This window comes from Vibrio sp. 10N.286.51.B11 (genome assembly GCF_041469245.1).
GTDB lineage: Bacteria > Pseudomonadota > Gammaproteobacteria > Enterobacterales > Vibrionaceae > Vibrio > Vibrio crassostreae_C.
Genome location: NZ_JBFRKI010000017.1, coordinates 29,420 through 45,798 on the forward strand (window position 1 = coordinate 29,420; position 16,379 = coordinate 45,798).

The window sequence follows — 16,379 nt, forward strand, 5'->3', positions numbered from 1 at the left end:
CGGAATTATTATGTCTCAAGAAATGATCAACAAACTTAAGCAATTCAAAGTTATCCCTGTTATCCAAATCAACAAGGTTGAACAAGCAATTCCACTGGCAAAAGTGTTGGTAGAAAACGGCCTGCCAGTTGCTGAAGTAACATTTCGTACTGAAGCGGCAGCTGACGCGATTCGTGCGATGCGCGATGCGTACCCAGAGATGTGTATCGGTGCAGGTACAGTACTCACACCTGCGCAGATCGACCTTGCGAAAGAGTCGGGTAGCGAATTCATCGTAGCACCGGGCTTGAATCCCAACACAGTAAAACGTTGCCAAGAGATCGGTATGCCAATCGTTCCTGGCGTAAACAACCCAAGCCAAGTAGAGCAAGCGTTGGAGCTAGGTCTTAACTTTTTGAAGTTCTTCCCAGCAGAAGCGTCTGGTGGCATCAACATGGTGAAGTCTCTGCTAGCGCCATACGTTGATGTGTCTTTGATGCCAACAGGCGGTATCGGTAAACACAACGTCAATGACTACCTAGCCGTCGATCGCGTGGTGTGCTGCGGTGGTACTTGGATGGTGTCGCCAAAAATGATCGAGAACGAGCAATGGGATGAGATTGCGGTATTGGTTCGTGAAGCGGTCGCTCTTGTCAATGAGCAATAAGTTTTTGACCTCATTCGTTTTTTAACAGGCGATAAGCTTTGAACTAGCAACAATTTTTGAACTAGTTATAGCAAGCTTTCGAATTAGAGATAACGAGCAACAGCAGTGGCTGATGGTTCTGTTTTGTGAATCGCCTCCGATAAACAAAACAGAACCATATTTATATAGGAAAACTAATAATGAAAAAACTATATTATCCCTATTGATTTCAGGTTCAGTAGTGTCCCCAATGGCGTTAGCAATGGCTCCAAATACCGATCTAAATTTAATGCCGTACCCGCAAACAGTCGAGCTGAAAGCTGGACAGGTTAAGGTCGACGGTAACTTCAAGGTTTACATCAAAGGCTTTAACTCTGACCGTGTTGAATACACGGCGAAACGTTTTATTGATCGCCTTGAGCGTCAGACGGGTGTACCGATTCTAAATTGGCAGGTGGATAGTGCAGACCAAGCGAACCTGATCATTGATATCGACGTGGCGCCAAAGTCTGAAGTACAGAACATCGACTCTGTAGAGTCCTACAAAATTACCACTCAGGGTGAACAAATCGCGCTGAGTTCTCCAAGCCCATACGGCACTATTCACGGCATCGAAACCCTTTTACAGCTCGTTAAAACCACGGCGACTGGCTACCATATCCCTGCCGTAACCATTGTCGATGAGCCTCGTTTCCGCTGGCGTGGTGTTTCTTACGATACTTCACGTCACTTCATTGAATTCGATGTGCTGATTCGTCAGTTAGATGCGATGGCGTCGGCGAAGATGAACGTGTTCCATTGGCATTTTTGGGACGACCAAGGCATTCGCATTCAAACCGAATCATGGCCGCGTTTGTGGTCTGAAACCGCTGATGGTAATTACTACACCAAAGACCAAGTTCGCTACTTAGTTGAATACGCGCGTAATCTTGGTATTCGTGTGATTCCAGAGGTGTCTCTTCCGGGTCACTCTTCTGCGGTTGCTCACGCTTACCCGCGTTTGATGTCGGGCGGTGAAGGGAAAAACTACGAGCAAGAAAGAGGGTGGGGCGTGTTTGAGCCGCTCATGGACCCACTGAACCCAGAAGTCTATGAGATGCTTGGTGATGTGTTTGATGAAGTGACCGAGCTGTTTCCTGATGAGTACTTCCACATTGGTGGCGATGAGCCGAATTATGCACAGTGGAAAAACAGCGAAAAGCATCAACAGTTCATTGAAGAGAACAATATCGATGGCGAGCGTGGTCTGCAGTCTTACCTCAATGTAAAAGTTGAGAAGATGCTCGAAGAGCGCGGTAAGAAGATGACGGGTTGGGATGAGATTTGGCATAAAGATCTGCCGACTTCGATCGTGATTCAAAGCTGGCAAGGGCACGACAGCATTGGCCGTGCGGCGAAAGAGGGCTACCCAGGTATTCTTTCTACGGGTTATTACCTAGATCAACCTCAGCCGACGAGCTACCACTATCGCAATGACCCAATGCCAAGTGGCATTACTGTTGACGATAAGCTGCACAGTGGCGAAAAGTTCGTCACGTATCAATGGGAGAAGCCACGTTCAAAAGGCGGCCCACGTAAGGGAACACTGACTATCATTGAAGCGAAAGACGGGACTTTCCGCGCATTCAGTGATTACAACGGCAAGTCTCGCGAAGAGATCTTCATCCTTGATTATGTGCCAGGTAAAACCTTTGTCGGCCACTTCGATAACTTCATGTCGTATACCGAATTCAACCTGAACTTGAATCCAAATGGGTTTGCGGAAGGCAGCTATCAGTTAATTGGTAACGTGCGCTGGCCAACCACAGGCGAAGTGATTGCGAGCAGCGATGTAGAAGGCAGCGTGATCCCTGAGCCAAACGGAGGCTACCCCGCGGAGCTAACCGACAAAGAAAAAGAGCTGATTTTAGGCGGCGAGATCACCATGTGGCTAGAAAACAAAGACAGCCTCACGGTCGAAAACTACCTATGGCCTCGCAGTTATGCAATTGCAGAACGTTTCTGGTCGGATGCAGAACTGACAGACGAACGCAGTATGTATAAGCGCATGAAAGCAATGGATACATGGTCGGAAGTGTCGGTTGGGTTACGTCACCACGCCGATGCTGATATGTTGTTGAAGCGCATTGCCAAAGACCAAGATATTCACGACCTGCGCGTGCTAGCGAAATACACCGAGCCGGCTCAATACTATGCTCGCAACTGGGAAAAGTGGAACTCCACTGAACCTAAGGGCACCTTGTACAGCCAATACGAGCGCCTAAATCGCTTCGTGGATGCTTTGCCAGTAGAAAGCTACGCGGTGTATGAGATGCAAGACTTGGTCAATGAAGTGGCGACAGGCAATCAGCAGGCGCTAGAGCAACTTGCAGAGCATTATCAGCAAGCAAAATCAGCTGCACTAGCGGCGGAAACTGTCTTCGCTGGTAACGTGTCTTCGGTAGAGACTGTGGTGGTTGCAGAGAAAACCGTTGAAGTTGCAGATTTAGCATTAACTTTGATTGCTAAAGCGCAAGCTGGCGAGAAGGTAAGAGAAGCTGACGTGAATGCCTACCAAGCGATACTGTCTGATTCAGCGAAAATCTACGATGAATCGATCATCGCGATTGTGCGCCCAACAGAACTGTTGTTGAAGCAGTTAGCTGAGTAAGTCGTTAACGGATTAGTGAATAAGTCACACGCCAATAAGTGAATCAAAATCGCCCTCTGTGGGCGGTTTTTTAGTTCTAGCGCTTCAATAGAATGTGGAGTTCAAGGTCTGTGTAAGTAACTACTCACTATCGCTATTGTTTAGTGTTAACGTAAATGTCATGCCTTGGTCTGAATTGTTCTTCGCTATTAATGTGCCTTGCATATCGCGCACGTTGTTCGCTGTGATAGCCAACCCGAGCCCCAAGCCTTCGCCCATCTTTTTGTTGGTATGAAACGGTTCGAAAATGGTTTCGAGTTGATCTTCAGACACACCACAACCGTTATCTTGAACCTTGATGATCACGCGTTGTTGATCGGTATGTGCACTGATAACAATGGTCGCGGGTGTTTGATTCTGAGTAGCATCGATGGCGTTTCTAAGCAGGTTACCAAGCACTTGGCGAAGTCGTGCTTCTTCTCCCATTACCATCGAAATATTGGAAGCGATACGCACACGAATATCGACGCTGTCTAGCTCGGTTTGATGAATACGCAGGGTTTCTTGCAGTGCGTCTGTTAGGGAAACAGGATAAGGTTTCTCAAGCCTTTGAAAGGCGAATGACTTCAGCTGGCTAGTCATGTTAGCCATTCGGTCGATTAGGCTCATCACCAGATCCATGTTCGCTTTCAGCATCTTAGTCTCGCCTCTTTCCATCAGCAACTGGTTACTCGAAAGTAGGGTTTTTAGGCCAGTAAGCGGCTGATTGAGTTCATGAGTAATCGCACTCGACATCCGCCCTAGTGCAGCCAGTTTGCTAGATTCGACAAGTTCTTGCTGCGCATCTTTTAGATCTTGAGTTCGCTCTTCGACCCGCAGTTGTAGCGTTTTATTGGCGTTTTGCACCGCAATTTCGGCTTTCTTACGTTTGCTGATATCGATTACGGTACACAGGTAGTAAGTCGTCGCATGCCAAGGAAAGGCGCTAATAGAGAATAAAACAGGGAAGTAGCTGCCATCGCTGCGTCTTGCCATGGTTTCGACGCTAGTTATCTCGGCCAGCTCTTGATGCTGCTCTAAGTTTTTGAGCAGTTGCAAGGTGGTTGAATTCGGGTTACCTGCCTCAAATAACTGCCACGCCTTGATGTTATTGATCATTGAATCAGATAGTGAAAAGTAGTTCTTCGCCATCAGGTTGATATCGTGAATGCGTCCGTGTTTATCGATCAGTATTAACCCAACATGGGTTTTATTGATCATCCCAGACAGTCGTTTCTCAGACTCTTCGATAAGCTTTTGGATTCTCAGATTGCTGAGCTTTTTCTGGCGTCTTTGGTAAAGAATAACCAACAGTAACAGAATGAAAAGACAGCCAACCGCCACACTCCAGCTGATCCAGTTCGTGGTCTGGTTGAGGCTGGTTAATGGCGTTAGGTAGGTTAAACGCCAATTCAGATCGTCTAACTTGATGGACTGAATTAGGTAATCTTTATCTTGCAATCGCCACACGCGAATATGGGTTTGGTCATACAGCTCACGTTTTGTCGCTGTGGGCTGAGAATTGAAGGTGTCATTGAACCAATCGGCACTCAACCTGTTGTCACTGGAGAGAAAGAACTGATCGCGAGGGTTCTGAAACAGTATCGCCTCACCATCGGCAAACCATTGATCGGTTAACAATGACAAATCGATTTGCACCGCGACAATGCCAACCACATCAGAGGCTCGATATACGGGTGCCGCTATGAAGTAATCGGGTGTCACGCCTTTGTTTTTTGTCACCACTGAAATCGCACCACCTTGTTGGTGGATCTTCGAAACAATTGTACTGGCGTTCTTATTGCTCAGTTTGCTTCTTTCAACACTCGATACCAACAAGTCCCCTTCGCCAGAAAGCAGATACCAGCCCTTGGTGTTGGCGGCTTTATCCAATTGAATCAGCTGCTTCTTAATGCGTTTTTCTAGGCGGGCTTCACCATCAATGAAGCGCACACTGGTTTCATCATTGGTTACTAGGTAGGGCAGATAATAGAAACGCTTAAGGGTTCGCCTTGCTTCGGCAATGTAGCCAAGGAAGCGCTGTTCGGCATAGCGTTGGGCTTGTTCAAGCTTCCACTGGCTGATGCCATTCTTGGTGGTGACCTGCACCAAACCAATCAATAAACAGGTACACAGGAATAACCAATATCGATTGTTATTCATCATTTCTGATCAAATCCCTTTAAAATTAGTGGCTTGCCTCTTTGAGCTAGTGGTTTGACAAGGTTTTATGTTTGCTTTTTAAGCGAATGGAGAGTGAGACAAATCGAAGCTAACAAACATTATTAAACTGTTAAAGGAGTGTTATTCAAAGTGGGAGCTAGCTCCTTTTCGTCTGAGGTTTTTTTACATACCGTGGACGATATTAATCAGATGTAGAGTGGCGGAACCAAACTATGCAGCGTATTGCTTTAATTGAAGATGACGCGATTGTGCGTCAAGCAACCAGCCAATGGTTGCAGCTGGCGGGCTTCGATGTCACCGCATTTGAAGTAGGACAAGATGCGTTAAACGCCGTAGAGCAGGGTGATTTTCAAACCATTATCACCGATGTTCGTTTACCTGATATTGATGGTGTTGATCTGCTAGGGCGTTTCAAAGGTCTTGTGCCAGATGTGCCTGTTATTTTGATTACTGGGCATGGTGATGTCGATATGGCGGTGAAAGCCTTACAGCAAGGTGCCTATGACTTCATTGAGAAGCCATTCGACCCAGAGCGTCTGTCTCAAACGGTATCGGAAGCGGTAGATAAACATCAAAGTGGCCAAGACAGAAACAGTCGTCAGAACTATCTGGATAACCTTAAGGGCATTGAACAGGTGCTGATCGGTCGCAGTAAAGTGATGTGTGAACTGCGCGAGCAAATCCAGAAAGTCGCTTCCATAGACACCAACGTGATCATCTATGGTGAAACGGGTTGTGGTAAAGAGCTGGTCGCCTCTTGCTTACATGAATTCAGCCAACGTAAAACCCATCCGTTTGTTCCGCTCAACTGTGGCGCAATCCCAGAAAATCTCTTTGAAAGCGAGCTGTTTGGACACGAAGCCGGAGCGTTTACTGGTGCGGCCAAACGACGCATTGGTAAGCTGGAATTTGCCGACAAAGGCACAGTGTTCCTTGATGAAATAGAGAGTATGCCGCTGTCGATGCAGGTAAAAGTGCTGCGCACCTTGCAAGATAATGTCGTCGAACGCGTGGGGGGGAATCAGCAACAACATGTTGATCTACGAGTGGTCTCTGCCTCGAAAAGCGATCTACTGAATCACCCCGACTTTCGCCAAGATCTATTCTATCGTTTGAATGTTGCCCAGCTGCATTTGCCTCCACTCAGTGAGCGTGAAGAAGATGCCTTACTTTTGTTTGAACACTTCACCCAAGAAGCCAATTCCGAAACACGTATAGCCAGTGAGGCTGATCGCTATGCACTGCTCTCGTATGCGTGGCCGGGCAATGTGCGTGAACTGCGTAATGTTGCGATTCGTTTTGCATTGGATGAAAGCTTGACCGTTGGGGATATTTTGGCGTGTCGTCCCAATTCTGTCACAGAGTCCACAACGGCGGGCATCCCTTTGGCGGTTCAAGTACAGAGCTTTGAAAGGAAAGTGATTCATGATGCCTTAGTTCGTTATAAAGGGCGTATCAATGACGTGATGCAAGATTTGGATTTACCTCGTCGAACATTGAACCAAAAGATGGTGCGTTATGGGTTAAATCGAAGTGACTATGTTGACCCTTAGAGAGCGGCTTCATCGCAGTGCTTGTTGATTTTTAATGAGCAATAAATGGCTCATTGCATATTTATCAATTTACATACATTGATCACACAACTGCAACATGGTGTGACTTGCTTCCCGATCTACAGGTGTTAATTCCGGTAGCCGATAAGCCAAAAATGGCTTACTTAATAACAGGGGAATAAGCAAAAAACGGCTTATTTTGAATAGGTTTTAAAATAAAAGTAAATTAAAACAAATAGTTAAAAACTGGCATTACGCTTGCTATCTATTGTTGTTAACAAAAATATAACGTGAATAACCCTACATGGAGAGTAACAATGAAATACAACAAGCTGGTTAAAACTTTAGCGCTAGCAATGGCTTCTCTTGGCCTTATCAGTAATGCGTCAGCTGAAGAAGATCGCAGCTATATTTTAGCGACGGCTTCAACGGGTGGTACCTATTATCCAGTGGGTGTGGCCTTAGCGACATTGAGTAAAGTTAAGCTTGCGCCTAAGCAGCATTTTTCTTTAGCGGCTATCAGCTCTGCGGGCTCGGGTGAGAACGTAAAGTTGTTGAACGAGAACGAAGCTCAGTTCGCAATTCTACAAGGTTTGTATGGTGCTTGGGCTTGGCAGGGTTTGGGGCCATATGAGAAATCTGGCAGACAAACTCAACTGCGTTCAGTTTCCATGTTATGGCAAAATGTAGAACACTTTATTGTGCGTTCAGATCTAGCAAAAACAGGTACGGTAAGCGATCTAGAGAACCTAAACGGTAAGAAATTCTCTATCGGTAAGAAGAACTCAGGCACTGAGAATTCAGGACGCCAGATCATGCAGGGCCTATCGGTTAACCCAGAACAATTTAAACTCGCCTTTATGGGTTACGGTGGCAGTGCTAGTGCACTACAAAACGGCACGATTGATGGCATGAATACGCCTGCTGGTGTGCCTGTTGGTGCGGTAACACAAGCCTTTGCTGCCTTGGGTGAAGATATTCAAATCCTGTCGTTTACCGATGCGCAGATCAAACAAGCGAATGGCGATTACAATATCTGGACCAAGTACGAGATCCCAGCAAACACTTATCCAGGTGTCGACAAACCAATTACTACGATTGCCCAACCTAACTTCCTAGCAGTTCGCGAAGACATTTCTGAAGACGATGTGTATCAACTGACCAAAGCTATCTATGAAAACCTACCTTTCCTACAAGGTATCCATAAAGCAACCAAAGCAATGGCACTTGAGAAAGGGATCGCAGGTCTGCCTGTTCCTCTTCACCCAGGCGCTGCACGTTATTATCGAGAGATGGGCATCGAGATCCCTTCTGAGTTGATCGTTAACTAGCTTATCTTTTGTCAGGTAACTATTGGTTCGTGAGCTAATGATTTGTCGCGAACTAGCTGTTTGTCATCAACTAACCCCTTCGTGACTTAATTGCTTGGTGCACGTTCGCTCAAGAATGTGTTCGTGCACCTCCTCACTTTATGGATTTTCTCTTCGTGTTTGCTGCGGAGAGCAGGAGTTTTCTATGAGCGATTCGCTGCAGCAGGAACTGAAAAAATTTGAACTGCCGACCCGAACGGATTTTCCGTGGGTGGGCAAAGCAATAACGACAATGGGAGTGCTCCTCTCGTTGTTACACATTTGGTTTAACACCTTATCTACCTTGCCTGAGCTTTGGATCTCGGCGACCCACTTCGCTGGCTTTGCGATCATTTGTGCACTCTGGTATCCCGCTCATATCTCGCTGAAAAATAGCAAGATAGCGCTGGCTGTCGACATCGGAATTGCCTTGGCGGCTCTGGCTTGTCTTATCTATATCCCCTTCGCAGAAGACGCCCTTTATGACCGAGGCGTAAAATTTATCGCCAGTGATTGGTTTTTCTCTATCTTGGCGATTGCCATCGTCATCGAGCTGATTAGACGCACTATGGGCTGGTTCATTCCAGTGCTTATCTTAGTGTGTTTAAGCTATGTAGTGCTTTGGGGACAATGGACCAGCGGTATTTTTCATTTTCCGGGTTTAAGCCTTGAGACGTTACTTTATCGAAGCTTTTATTCATCAGAAGGGATGTTTGGTTCGATCTCAAGAATCAGTTGGACCTTCGTGTTCATGTTCATCTTATTTGGCGCATTTTTAGTTCGATCTGGTGTCGGCGACTACATTATTGATGTATCTCGTGCCGCGGCGGGCAAAGTGATTGGTGGCCCTGGTTTCATTGCCGTTATTGGCTCCGGCTTGATGGGCTCAGTCTCCGGGTCGAGCGTAGCAAACACAGTATCGACGGGCGTGATCAGTATTCCCTTGATGCAAAAGGCAGGTTTCCCTTCGCGCTTCGCGGCAGGTGTTGAAGCGGCTGCATCTACTGGCGGGCAGCTGATGCCACCTGTGATGGGTGCGGGCGCGTTCATCATGGCCTCTTACACGCAAATTCCTTATGTCGATATTATTGCGGTTTCCTTCGTTCCTGCGCTTATCTACTTTTTGTCTGTGGCATTCTTCGTGCGCATCGAAGCAAAACGCAGTGGTGTGCAAAAGGTGACTTCTGGCTGTGAGCCTCTATTGAAAGTATTGCTGTCGGGTTGGCACAACCTGATCCCATTAGCGGTGTTAGTGACTCTGTTGGTGAAGGGCTTTACGCCGACTTACGCTGCGGGCATCTCGATTCTGTCTGTCGTGGTGGCTTCATGGTTCTCTAAAAATCACAAAATGGGTCCAAAGGCGATCATCGAAGCGCTTTCTCAAGGCGCAAAAAACATGGCGACCACGGCTGTGTTGCTAGTGGGCATTGGTCTGGTGATCAACGTGATCAGCACGACTGGTATTGGTAACACCTTCTCGTTGATGATCAATAGCTGGGCGAACGGCGATTTGTTGGTGATGATCGCCTTAATTGCACTGGCGTCTTTGATTCTGGGCATGGGGTTACCAGTAACCGCGGCTTATATCGTGTTGGGTACTCTGTCTGCACCAGCTTTGTATAAACTGATTGCTGAAAGTCAGTTGCTCGACCTGTTGGTTTCGGGACAGTTACCGGAACAGGCGAAAGCTATCTTCATGTTGGCTGCGCCAGATAAGCTTGATTTGCTGAACGCGCCAATGGCACTTGAAACAGCCAAAGAGATGATTGCGTTAGTCCCTGCTGATTTTGTGGAAACTCTGCTTGAACAGAGCCTTGGCTTAGAAGCGATCAGCCTTGCACTGCTTTCTGCCCACTTGATCATTTTCTGGCTATCGCAAGACAGCAACGTGACTCCGCCTGTTTGTTTAACTGCATTTGCGGCTGCAACCATTGCTAAAACACCCCCGATGAGAACGGGATTAATGGCATGGAAGATAGCCAAAGGCTTGTATTTAGTACCATTGTTGATTGCCTACACTAACTTGGTAAGTTGGGATGTGACCTCCGTGTTAGTCACGGGTGGCTTTGCTGTTATTGGTACTTACGCGTTTATCGCGGCGATTGAAGGTTATCTAGAGAGCGAAGTTAATATTATTACTCGAGTAGCGTTGGTTGCGGTAGGTATAGCTCTAGTATGGCCTGATGTTTCAGTCGTGATCCGTTTGGTATGTGTTGCCATTTTTGTTGGCATCTTTATCTACAGCGGTCGTAAATACGATGCTAATCAAGTGAAAATGGAATCAGAAAGTGAGGAAAAAAAGTTACCTCAAACCGGGTCTAACACTGTCGCGTCTTCCCTATAATTAAAAGGATTGAATGTAGGAATATTATGAACTCAATATACGACTATATTATCGTTGGTGGCGGCATTGTTGGCGTGTCGACGGCTTGGCAATTACAGCAAGCTCACCCTGATAAAAGTATCCTTTTAGTCGAGAAGGAACGTGGTTTCGCGCAGCACCAAACTGGCCATAATAGCGGGGTGATTCACGCTGGCGTTTACTATGCTCCGGGCAGTTTAAAGGCGGATTTTTGTAAGCGTGGCGTAGAGCGCACCATCGCCTTTTGTAGCCAACACGATATCCCTGTCGAAAACTGTGGCAAGCTGTTGGTTGCGACCAATGAGCAGGAAGTGGAGCGCATGAACGCGCTCTATCAACGTTGTCATGATAACGACATTGATGTCGATCTCTTAGATCAAGCACAGCTGAAACTTGCAGAGCCGAACATCACGGGCTTGGGCGCGATTTATGTCAAAACCACCAGTATCGTCGACTACAAAAAAGTGACCGAAGTGATGGCTCAAGAGTTTGTTGAAGCTGGTGGTAAGCTCAGTCTAGGCACGGAAGTGATTATGGCGGAAGAGCAAGAAGATGAGGTGCAGTTAACGTGCAAAGTCGATGGTCAGACTCTTCAACTGAACAGTCGATTCTTGATCACGTGTTCTGGCTTGATGGCCGATAGAATGACCAAGATGTTAGACATCGAAACCGACTTCCAAATCGTGCCTTATCGCGGTGAGTATTATCAGTTGGACGCCAAACACAACCAAGTGGTGAATCACCTTATCTATCCGATCCCTGACCCAGAACTGCCTTTCTTGGGCGTGCATTTAACACGCATGATTGATGGCTCTGTAACAGTAGGGCCAAATGCAGTTCAAGGCTGGAAGCGAGAAGGTTATGGCAAGTTTAACTTTAGTTTCAAGGACACTTGGCAGATGCTGAGCTTTGCGGGCTTTTGGAAAGTGACAGCGGATAATCTAAAGACCGGTTTGGTCGAGTTTAAGAATTCGTGGTGGAAGCCGGGTTATCTAAAGCTAGTGAACAAATATTGCCCGAGTATTACGGTGTCAGATTTCAAACCTTATCCAGCAGGCATTCGTGCTCAAGCGGTCCTCAAAGATGGCACCTTGGTTCATGATTTTCTGTTTGCCGAAAGCCCAAGAAGCTTGCATGTGTGCAATGCGCCATCGCCAGCTGCGACATCAGCAATGCCGATTGGTGAGTACATTTGTACTAAGGTGATGAAAAAGACGGCTTGATGATAACGGAAGATCATTGATCGAATATTTCTCCTAAGATAATAAAAAATCCGCGCGCTCAATTCTATTTAGGATCGAACTCGCGGATTTTTAGTTTTTGCCGTGTTTGCTCGGATTAATTGTTAGTAAATAACCAACCTTACAGCCAATCCGGCACGAAATTAGCGACGATGGTGACATCGTTAAAGTTACGGTAGCCGCGCACCATGATGTTGAATTCCCCCGCAGGCATGTCTAATACACACTGTTCGTTGCTGCTGTTCTGGTATGGACGGCAATCGTAGCTCGCTTTCGATACGTTGCCGTTGTGTTTCACGTAAAGGTCGGCATCGCCACTTCGAGGGCCGGTTAACGTTACTGTTAACTGACCTGCACTTTGAGTCGTAAATGTGAAGAACTGCTCTTCACCATATCCTGCAGTAAGTCCTTCAACAGGCACGTCATTTTGCAGCTCTTTAGGGCCTGCAACGGGCGAATCAAGGCTTGTTTCGACAAGGTAAGCAATGGCCAGTTTGGCGAACTTGGTCGCGTGTGTCGCCGTTGGATCGGAATTCTCAAGCGTGTCGTGCTGGGTATGAATACTTGGGTTGTAGTCGTTGAACATGCTCTCGAATGGCATGGCGGCTGGGTAGCCAACATTGTGCCAAGAGGCGTGGTCAGAACAGGCATAGCCACAATCATCGAAACCGTAACTGATCTCACTAGCGTAAGTGTCGATCAGCTCGCTCAAGTAGGCGGTTAAGTTACTGTCGGTATAGTCTGTGATGAAGGTAATATCGTGCGCTGAACCGTTGTAGTTGGTCATGTCTAATTGCAGTACCGATACAACGTTTGCTTGCTCATCTCTTAAAGCGTTGGCGACATCTTGTGAGCCGCGTAGCCCTACTTCTTCTGCAGCATAGCCATAGAACTTAATGGTTTTGTCTGGCTGAATACCGCTCGCTATCATCAGGCGAAGCGACTCTGTTACCGTTGCAATGCCAGACGCATCATCATCGGCTCCCGGAGAGATGGTGCCTTCGCTTGTCCAAGATCCAACGGTCGAATCAAGGTGTCCACCAACAACGACGATCTCTTCCGGATATTTAGCGCCAAGCAGTGTCACTTCAACGGATTTTTGTGGATATTCGGCATGCGTGATCTGGCGTGCAGATGCGTACGGTACATCTTTAATCTCGGTTTCCCAACGCTCTAAAAGCCAATCTGAAGAAGCGACACCAGTAGAAGTAGTATAAAAACGGTTGGTGAAGTTGGTTAGATTTTCAATGGTCGTGACCATGTTGTTCGGCTCGACCTGAGAGAGTAGATCGTTCACTGTGTCTTGATGGCTGATAACTGGCTTTTCGAAGCTGCTCATTGTCAATGGCATCGCTGCGGCTTTGAGTGCGCTTGCTTTGTCTTCGTGCACCATGTAGCCGCCACAACGGTGAGTTTCTTCGTGCATGTGGCTGGATAGTTTCGCCAGCTCTTTCTGGTTGATTTTCGCGACGATGGAATGCTTGTTTCCGGTCACGCTTGGATAAACCGTTGCGCCATGCTGAGCCATTATATGCTGTGCGTCAGCATCGGTGGTGATCCAAACCTCTTCGTTCGCTGGTGGTGTGATACCTAGGGATGCGTAAGCCGCAGTACTGTTGATTAGGGTTAACGATCCCCCGAGCACAGCTAAAGCTAGCATGCTTTTTTGAATAGCCATTTGTCGTCCTTTTTATGGTGAGTATTGTTATGTTGATGGGTTCGATTTTTGTGTAATGCGTAGGTTTTTCATGTATACGTTTCATTCGCTAAATAGCTCATTAGCCAAATAGCGAAAAGGGCTCCTATAAGGAGCCCTGCATCTACTTTCGATTATTGAGTTTTAATGAAACGGTAATGCTTGGTTTCTGAACAGATATCGCTTGAGGTACACACTTGGTACTCCACATCTACTGTTCCGTTATGACGGAACTTGTCGACGTATGAGTTGAAGTCTGTTGCACCAACATTCTTGCCATTGCGCTTAATCACGAAGTAGTCGTTGGTGTCGTAATCCCATGCCAGCTTAACGCGAGCTTTGCCGTTCGGGTTTTTGTTACCAAACTTCAGTTTTAGTGGGAAGCCTTCCGCTGAATCACCTTCAATCGTGATCGACTTGCTTGTCGATGTTGTAACGCCTGCATCGTCAGTCACGGTTAGCGTTACCACGTAGTCACCAGCTTCAGCGTAGGTATAACGAGTCACTTCACCTGTTTGCGTGTTGCCATCGCCTAGGTTCCATTGGTAAGAGACGATCTGGCCATCGCTGTCCGAACTTGTGCTACGCAGCTCTACTTCTTTGCCTACGACCGTGTGTTCGAAAGAAGAAACGGGCGGTACGTTAGCATTGCCTGATTCGTACGATGCTTTCAGATTTGCACCTGCGTAATCTGAGTAACCCAGAATGTTCACCGTGTAGCGACCAGCTGTTGGGTTTTCAATTACACATACTTCATCGGTTACGCTTTCACTCTTACAGATATTCTCTTGAGAGCTTGGCGCATAATCTAGACCAACATACATATCCGGATCACCAGTAGACACAGCAAGATCAATCGTTAGCTTGTCTTGGCCTTCTGGTACTTCGATATCGAAGTAAGTTTTTGAGCCTGTTTCACCAGCAACTGCGGCTTCAACACCGTTTTCAAGGCGTTGGTATTCCGGTTCTGGTGGAAGTGGTGGCTCTGCACATGGGGTAACACCCACAAGACCGAACGCAGAAACAACGTCATCGGCATTGTAGCCAAGGTCTGTTGCCGAGTTTTTCACGCCACAAGCACCCAGCCAGAAGTCACTGTTTTCTGACCAGTAGATTTGGTTGGATAGCACGAAAAGCTCGAACGCTTTTTTAGTATCCCAGCCTTGCGTGGTTGCAAGGTGGTAGAAGGCCTTGTTGAACACGCCCGAACTGTAGTGCACATTCAAGCCATCGTAGTACTCGGATGCATTATTGATTGAAGAACCATCTCGTGATGGATCGTCCATGTAACGTAGAGCTCCGTCGCCTTTAAAGATATTACGGCCGACCATCCAGTCGTTGGTGCCTTTCATATAGTATTCTGCGGCTTCACCTGCCATATCAGAGAAAGCTTCGTTCATACCACCGGATTGGTTTGCGTAAACCAAACCTGAGTTTTGCTCAGTGAAACCGTGGCTCACTTCGTGTGCTGACACATCTAGGCTAACAAGTGGATAGAAGAAGCTTTCACCATCGCCAAAGGTCATTGCCTTGCCATCCCAGAATGCGTTCTCGTAGTTATTTCCGTAGTGAACACGCATCATGAGTTTGAAAGAGAGTGGCGCAGTGTCGAACCAGTTCTTATACATGTCGAATACGATGTTACCGAAGTAGTGCGCATCGTTGAGTGGTGAGAATGCTCCGTTCACTTCTTTATGTTCGTTACGAGGACATTCGTAGCTGTAAGTAGTGTCGCCGTCTGTCGCACCATTTAGGTCAACGGTAACGACATTTTCAGACTCCATCACACACTCTGTGCCATTTTCTACCACATCAAGGTAGTGGTAGTCGGTGCCGTATTCGTACATGCCTGTTTTTTCGTTGCCACCGGGGCCTGTACCGATCTGTGCGTGAGCAATACCTTCCCAACGGTCGATAACTTCGCCGGTGTGCGCGTCTAGCATGGTGAATGGTCGAGTCGGCTGTTCGCTGCCTTCGACAAGATAAGAGACAACGTAGACTAGGCGTGTTTTATCTGCACCTTGTGCGCCAATGCCTTGTTTATCGGCTCCTTGCTTAGATGCGCCCTGATAAATAAACAGCTGATGTTGTATGTTGTCTAAAGATTTGCTGGTTAAGCCCTGAACTTTGAGATCTTTACTTGCGAGTTCAACCGCTTGAGCGCTGTTGATTGATGGCTTAACAAAAGATCGCTCTAAGGTCGTTGTTTTAAGGTAGCGACCTTGAACGGACTTAAGTGCGCCACCTTGGACACTTTGGGTGGCATTTAGGTAATGTCCCCATACCGGTGTTCCCCAGATGTTCTGCTGGATCTTAACTTTATAGATACCACGCTTTTTCAGGTTTACTTCTTTCACCATCTTGAAGCTAGAGGCGTTACTGACTCCTAACTGAGCGTTTAACCCAGAGAAGCTAGTAAAGTTGATCGGTTGATCGATTTGAACGGATTCACTTGCATGCACTGACAAAGACATAGCACTGGCTATAGCAACGGCAACTAAACGTTTTCTTATTTTCATTGTTGTTTTCTCTTTCCATGTAAAATCCAAGAAAACGTAACAAATTAATCACAGCGAATTTACATCATTCGATCTGATTAATTAGTAGCATGGCAATGATCTCTTTTATTCATGAAACTTATATTTCTCGTATTTACAGATAGTTATCATTTCTGTTTATTTTTGAACGCACCTATATGTTT

Annotated in this window: 9 protein-coding genes; 6 read left to right on the forward strand and 3 right to left on the reverse strand. The window is 46.7% G+C overall.

What is annotated here, in order from left to right; all coding sequences use genetic code 11:
• Nucleotides 1-10 precede the first annotated feature (10 nt).
• Nucleotides 11-646, forward strand: a complete 636-nt coding sequence (locus tag AB4154_RS09510; RefSeq protein ID WP_372122804.1) for a bifunctional 4-hydroxy-2-oxoglutarate aldolase/2-dehydro-3-deoxy-phosphogluconate aldolase — start codon at nt 11-13, stop codon at nt 644-646.
• Between the two features lie 241 nt (nt 647-887).
• Entirely contained in the window at nt 888-3,275 is a 2,388-nt protein-coding gene (locus AB4154_RS09515; RefSeq protein ID WP_372122805.1) for a family 20 glycosylhydrolase, read from the forward strand.
• 120 nt (nt 3,276-3,395) lie between these two features.
• On the opposite strand, the gene AB4154_RS09520 is transcribed toward AB4154_RS09515, so the two are convergent.
• Nucleotides 3,396-5,459, reverse strand: coding sequence for an ATP-binding protein (locus AB4154_RS09520; RefSeq protein WP_372122807.1), 2,064 nt, complete (start codon nt 5,457-5,459; stop codon nt 3,396-3,398).
• A 230-nt stretch (nt 5,460-5,689) separates the two neighbouring features.
• Between AB4154_RS09520 and AB4154_RS09525 the strand changes: the two genes are divergently transcribed.
• From AB4154_RS09525 to lhgO, 4 genes are all read left to right on the forward strand, one after another.
• Complete coding sequence (locus tag AB4154_RS09525) at nt 5,690-7,030, forward strand: sigma-54 dependent transcriptional regulator (protein ID WP_102321268.1); 1,341 nt, start codon at nt 5,690-5,692, stop codon at nt 7,028-7,030.
• Between the two features lie 317 nt (nt 7,031-7,347).
• Nucleotides 7,348-8,361, forward strand: a complete 1,014-nt coding sequence (locus tag AB4154_RS09530) for a TAXI family TRAP transporter solute-binding subunit (RefSeq protein WP_017061064.1) — start codon at nt 7,348-7,350, stop codon at nt 8,359-8,361.
• Between the two features lie 184 nt (nt 8,362-8,545).
• Complete coding sequence (locus tag AB4154_RS09535) at nt 8,546-10,723, forward strand: TRAP transporter permease (RefSeq protein WP_372122809.1); 2,178 nt, start codon at nt 8,546-8,548, stop codon at nt 10,721-10,723.
• 26 nt (nt 10,724-10,749) lie between these two features.
• Nucleotides 10,750-11,964, forward strand: coding sequence for an L-2-hydroxyglutarate oxidase (gene lhgO, locus AB4154_RS09540; protein ID WP_372122811.1), 1,215 nt, complete (start codon nt 10,750-10,752; stop codon nt 11,962-11,964).
• A 139-nt stretch (nt 11,965-12,103) separates the two neighbouring features.
• Here lhgO and AB4154_RS09545 read toward each other — a convergent pair whose 3' ends face one another.
• Both AB4154_RS09545 and AB4154_RS09550 read right to left on the reverse strand, forming a co-directional pair.
• Entirely contained in the window at nt 12,104-13,660 is a 1,557-nt protein-coding gene (locus tag AB4154_RS09545; protein WP_372122812.1) for a M28 family metallopeptidase, read from the reverse strand.
• 152 nt (nt 13,661-13,812) lie between these two features.
• Nucleotides 13,813-16,197, reverse strand: coding sequence for a M4 family metallopeptidase (locus AB4154_RS09550; protein WP_372122813.1), 2,385 nt, complete (start codon nt 16,195-16,197; stop codon nt 13,813-13,815).
• Nucleotides 16,198-16,379: the final 182 nt, after the last annotated feature.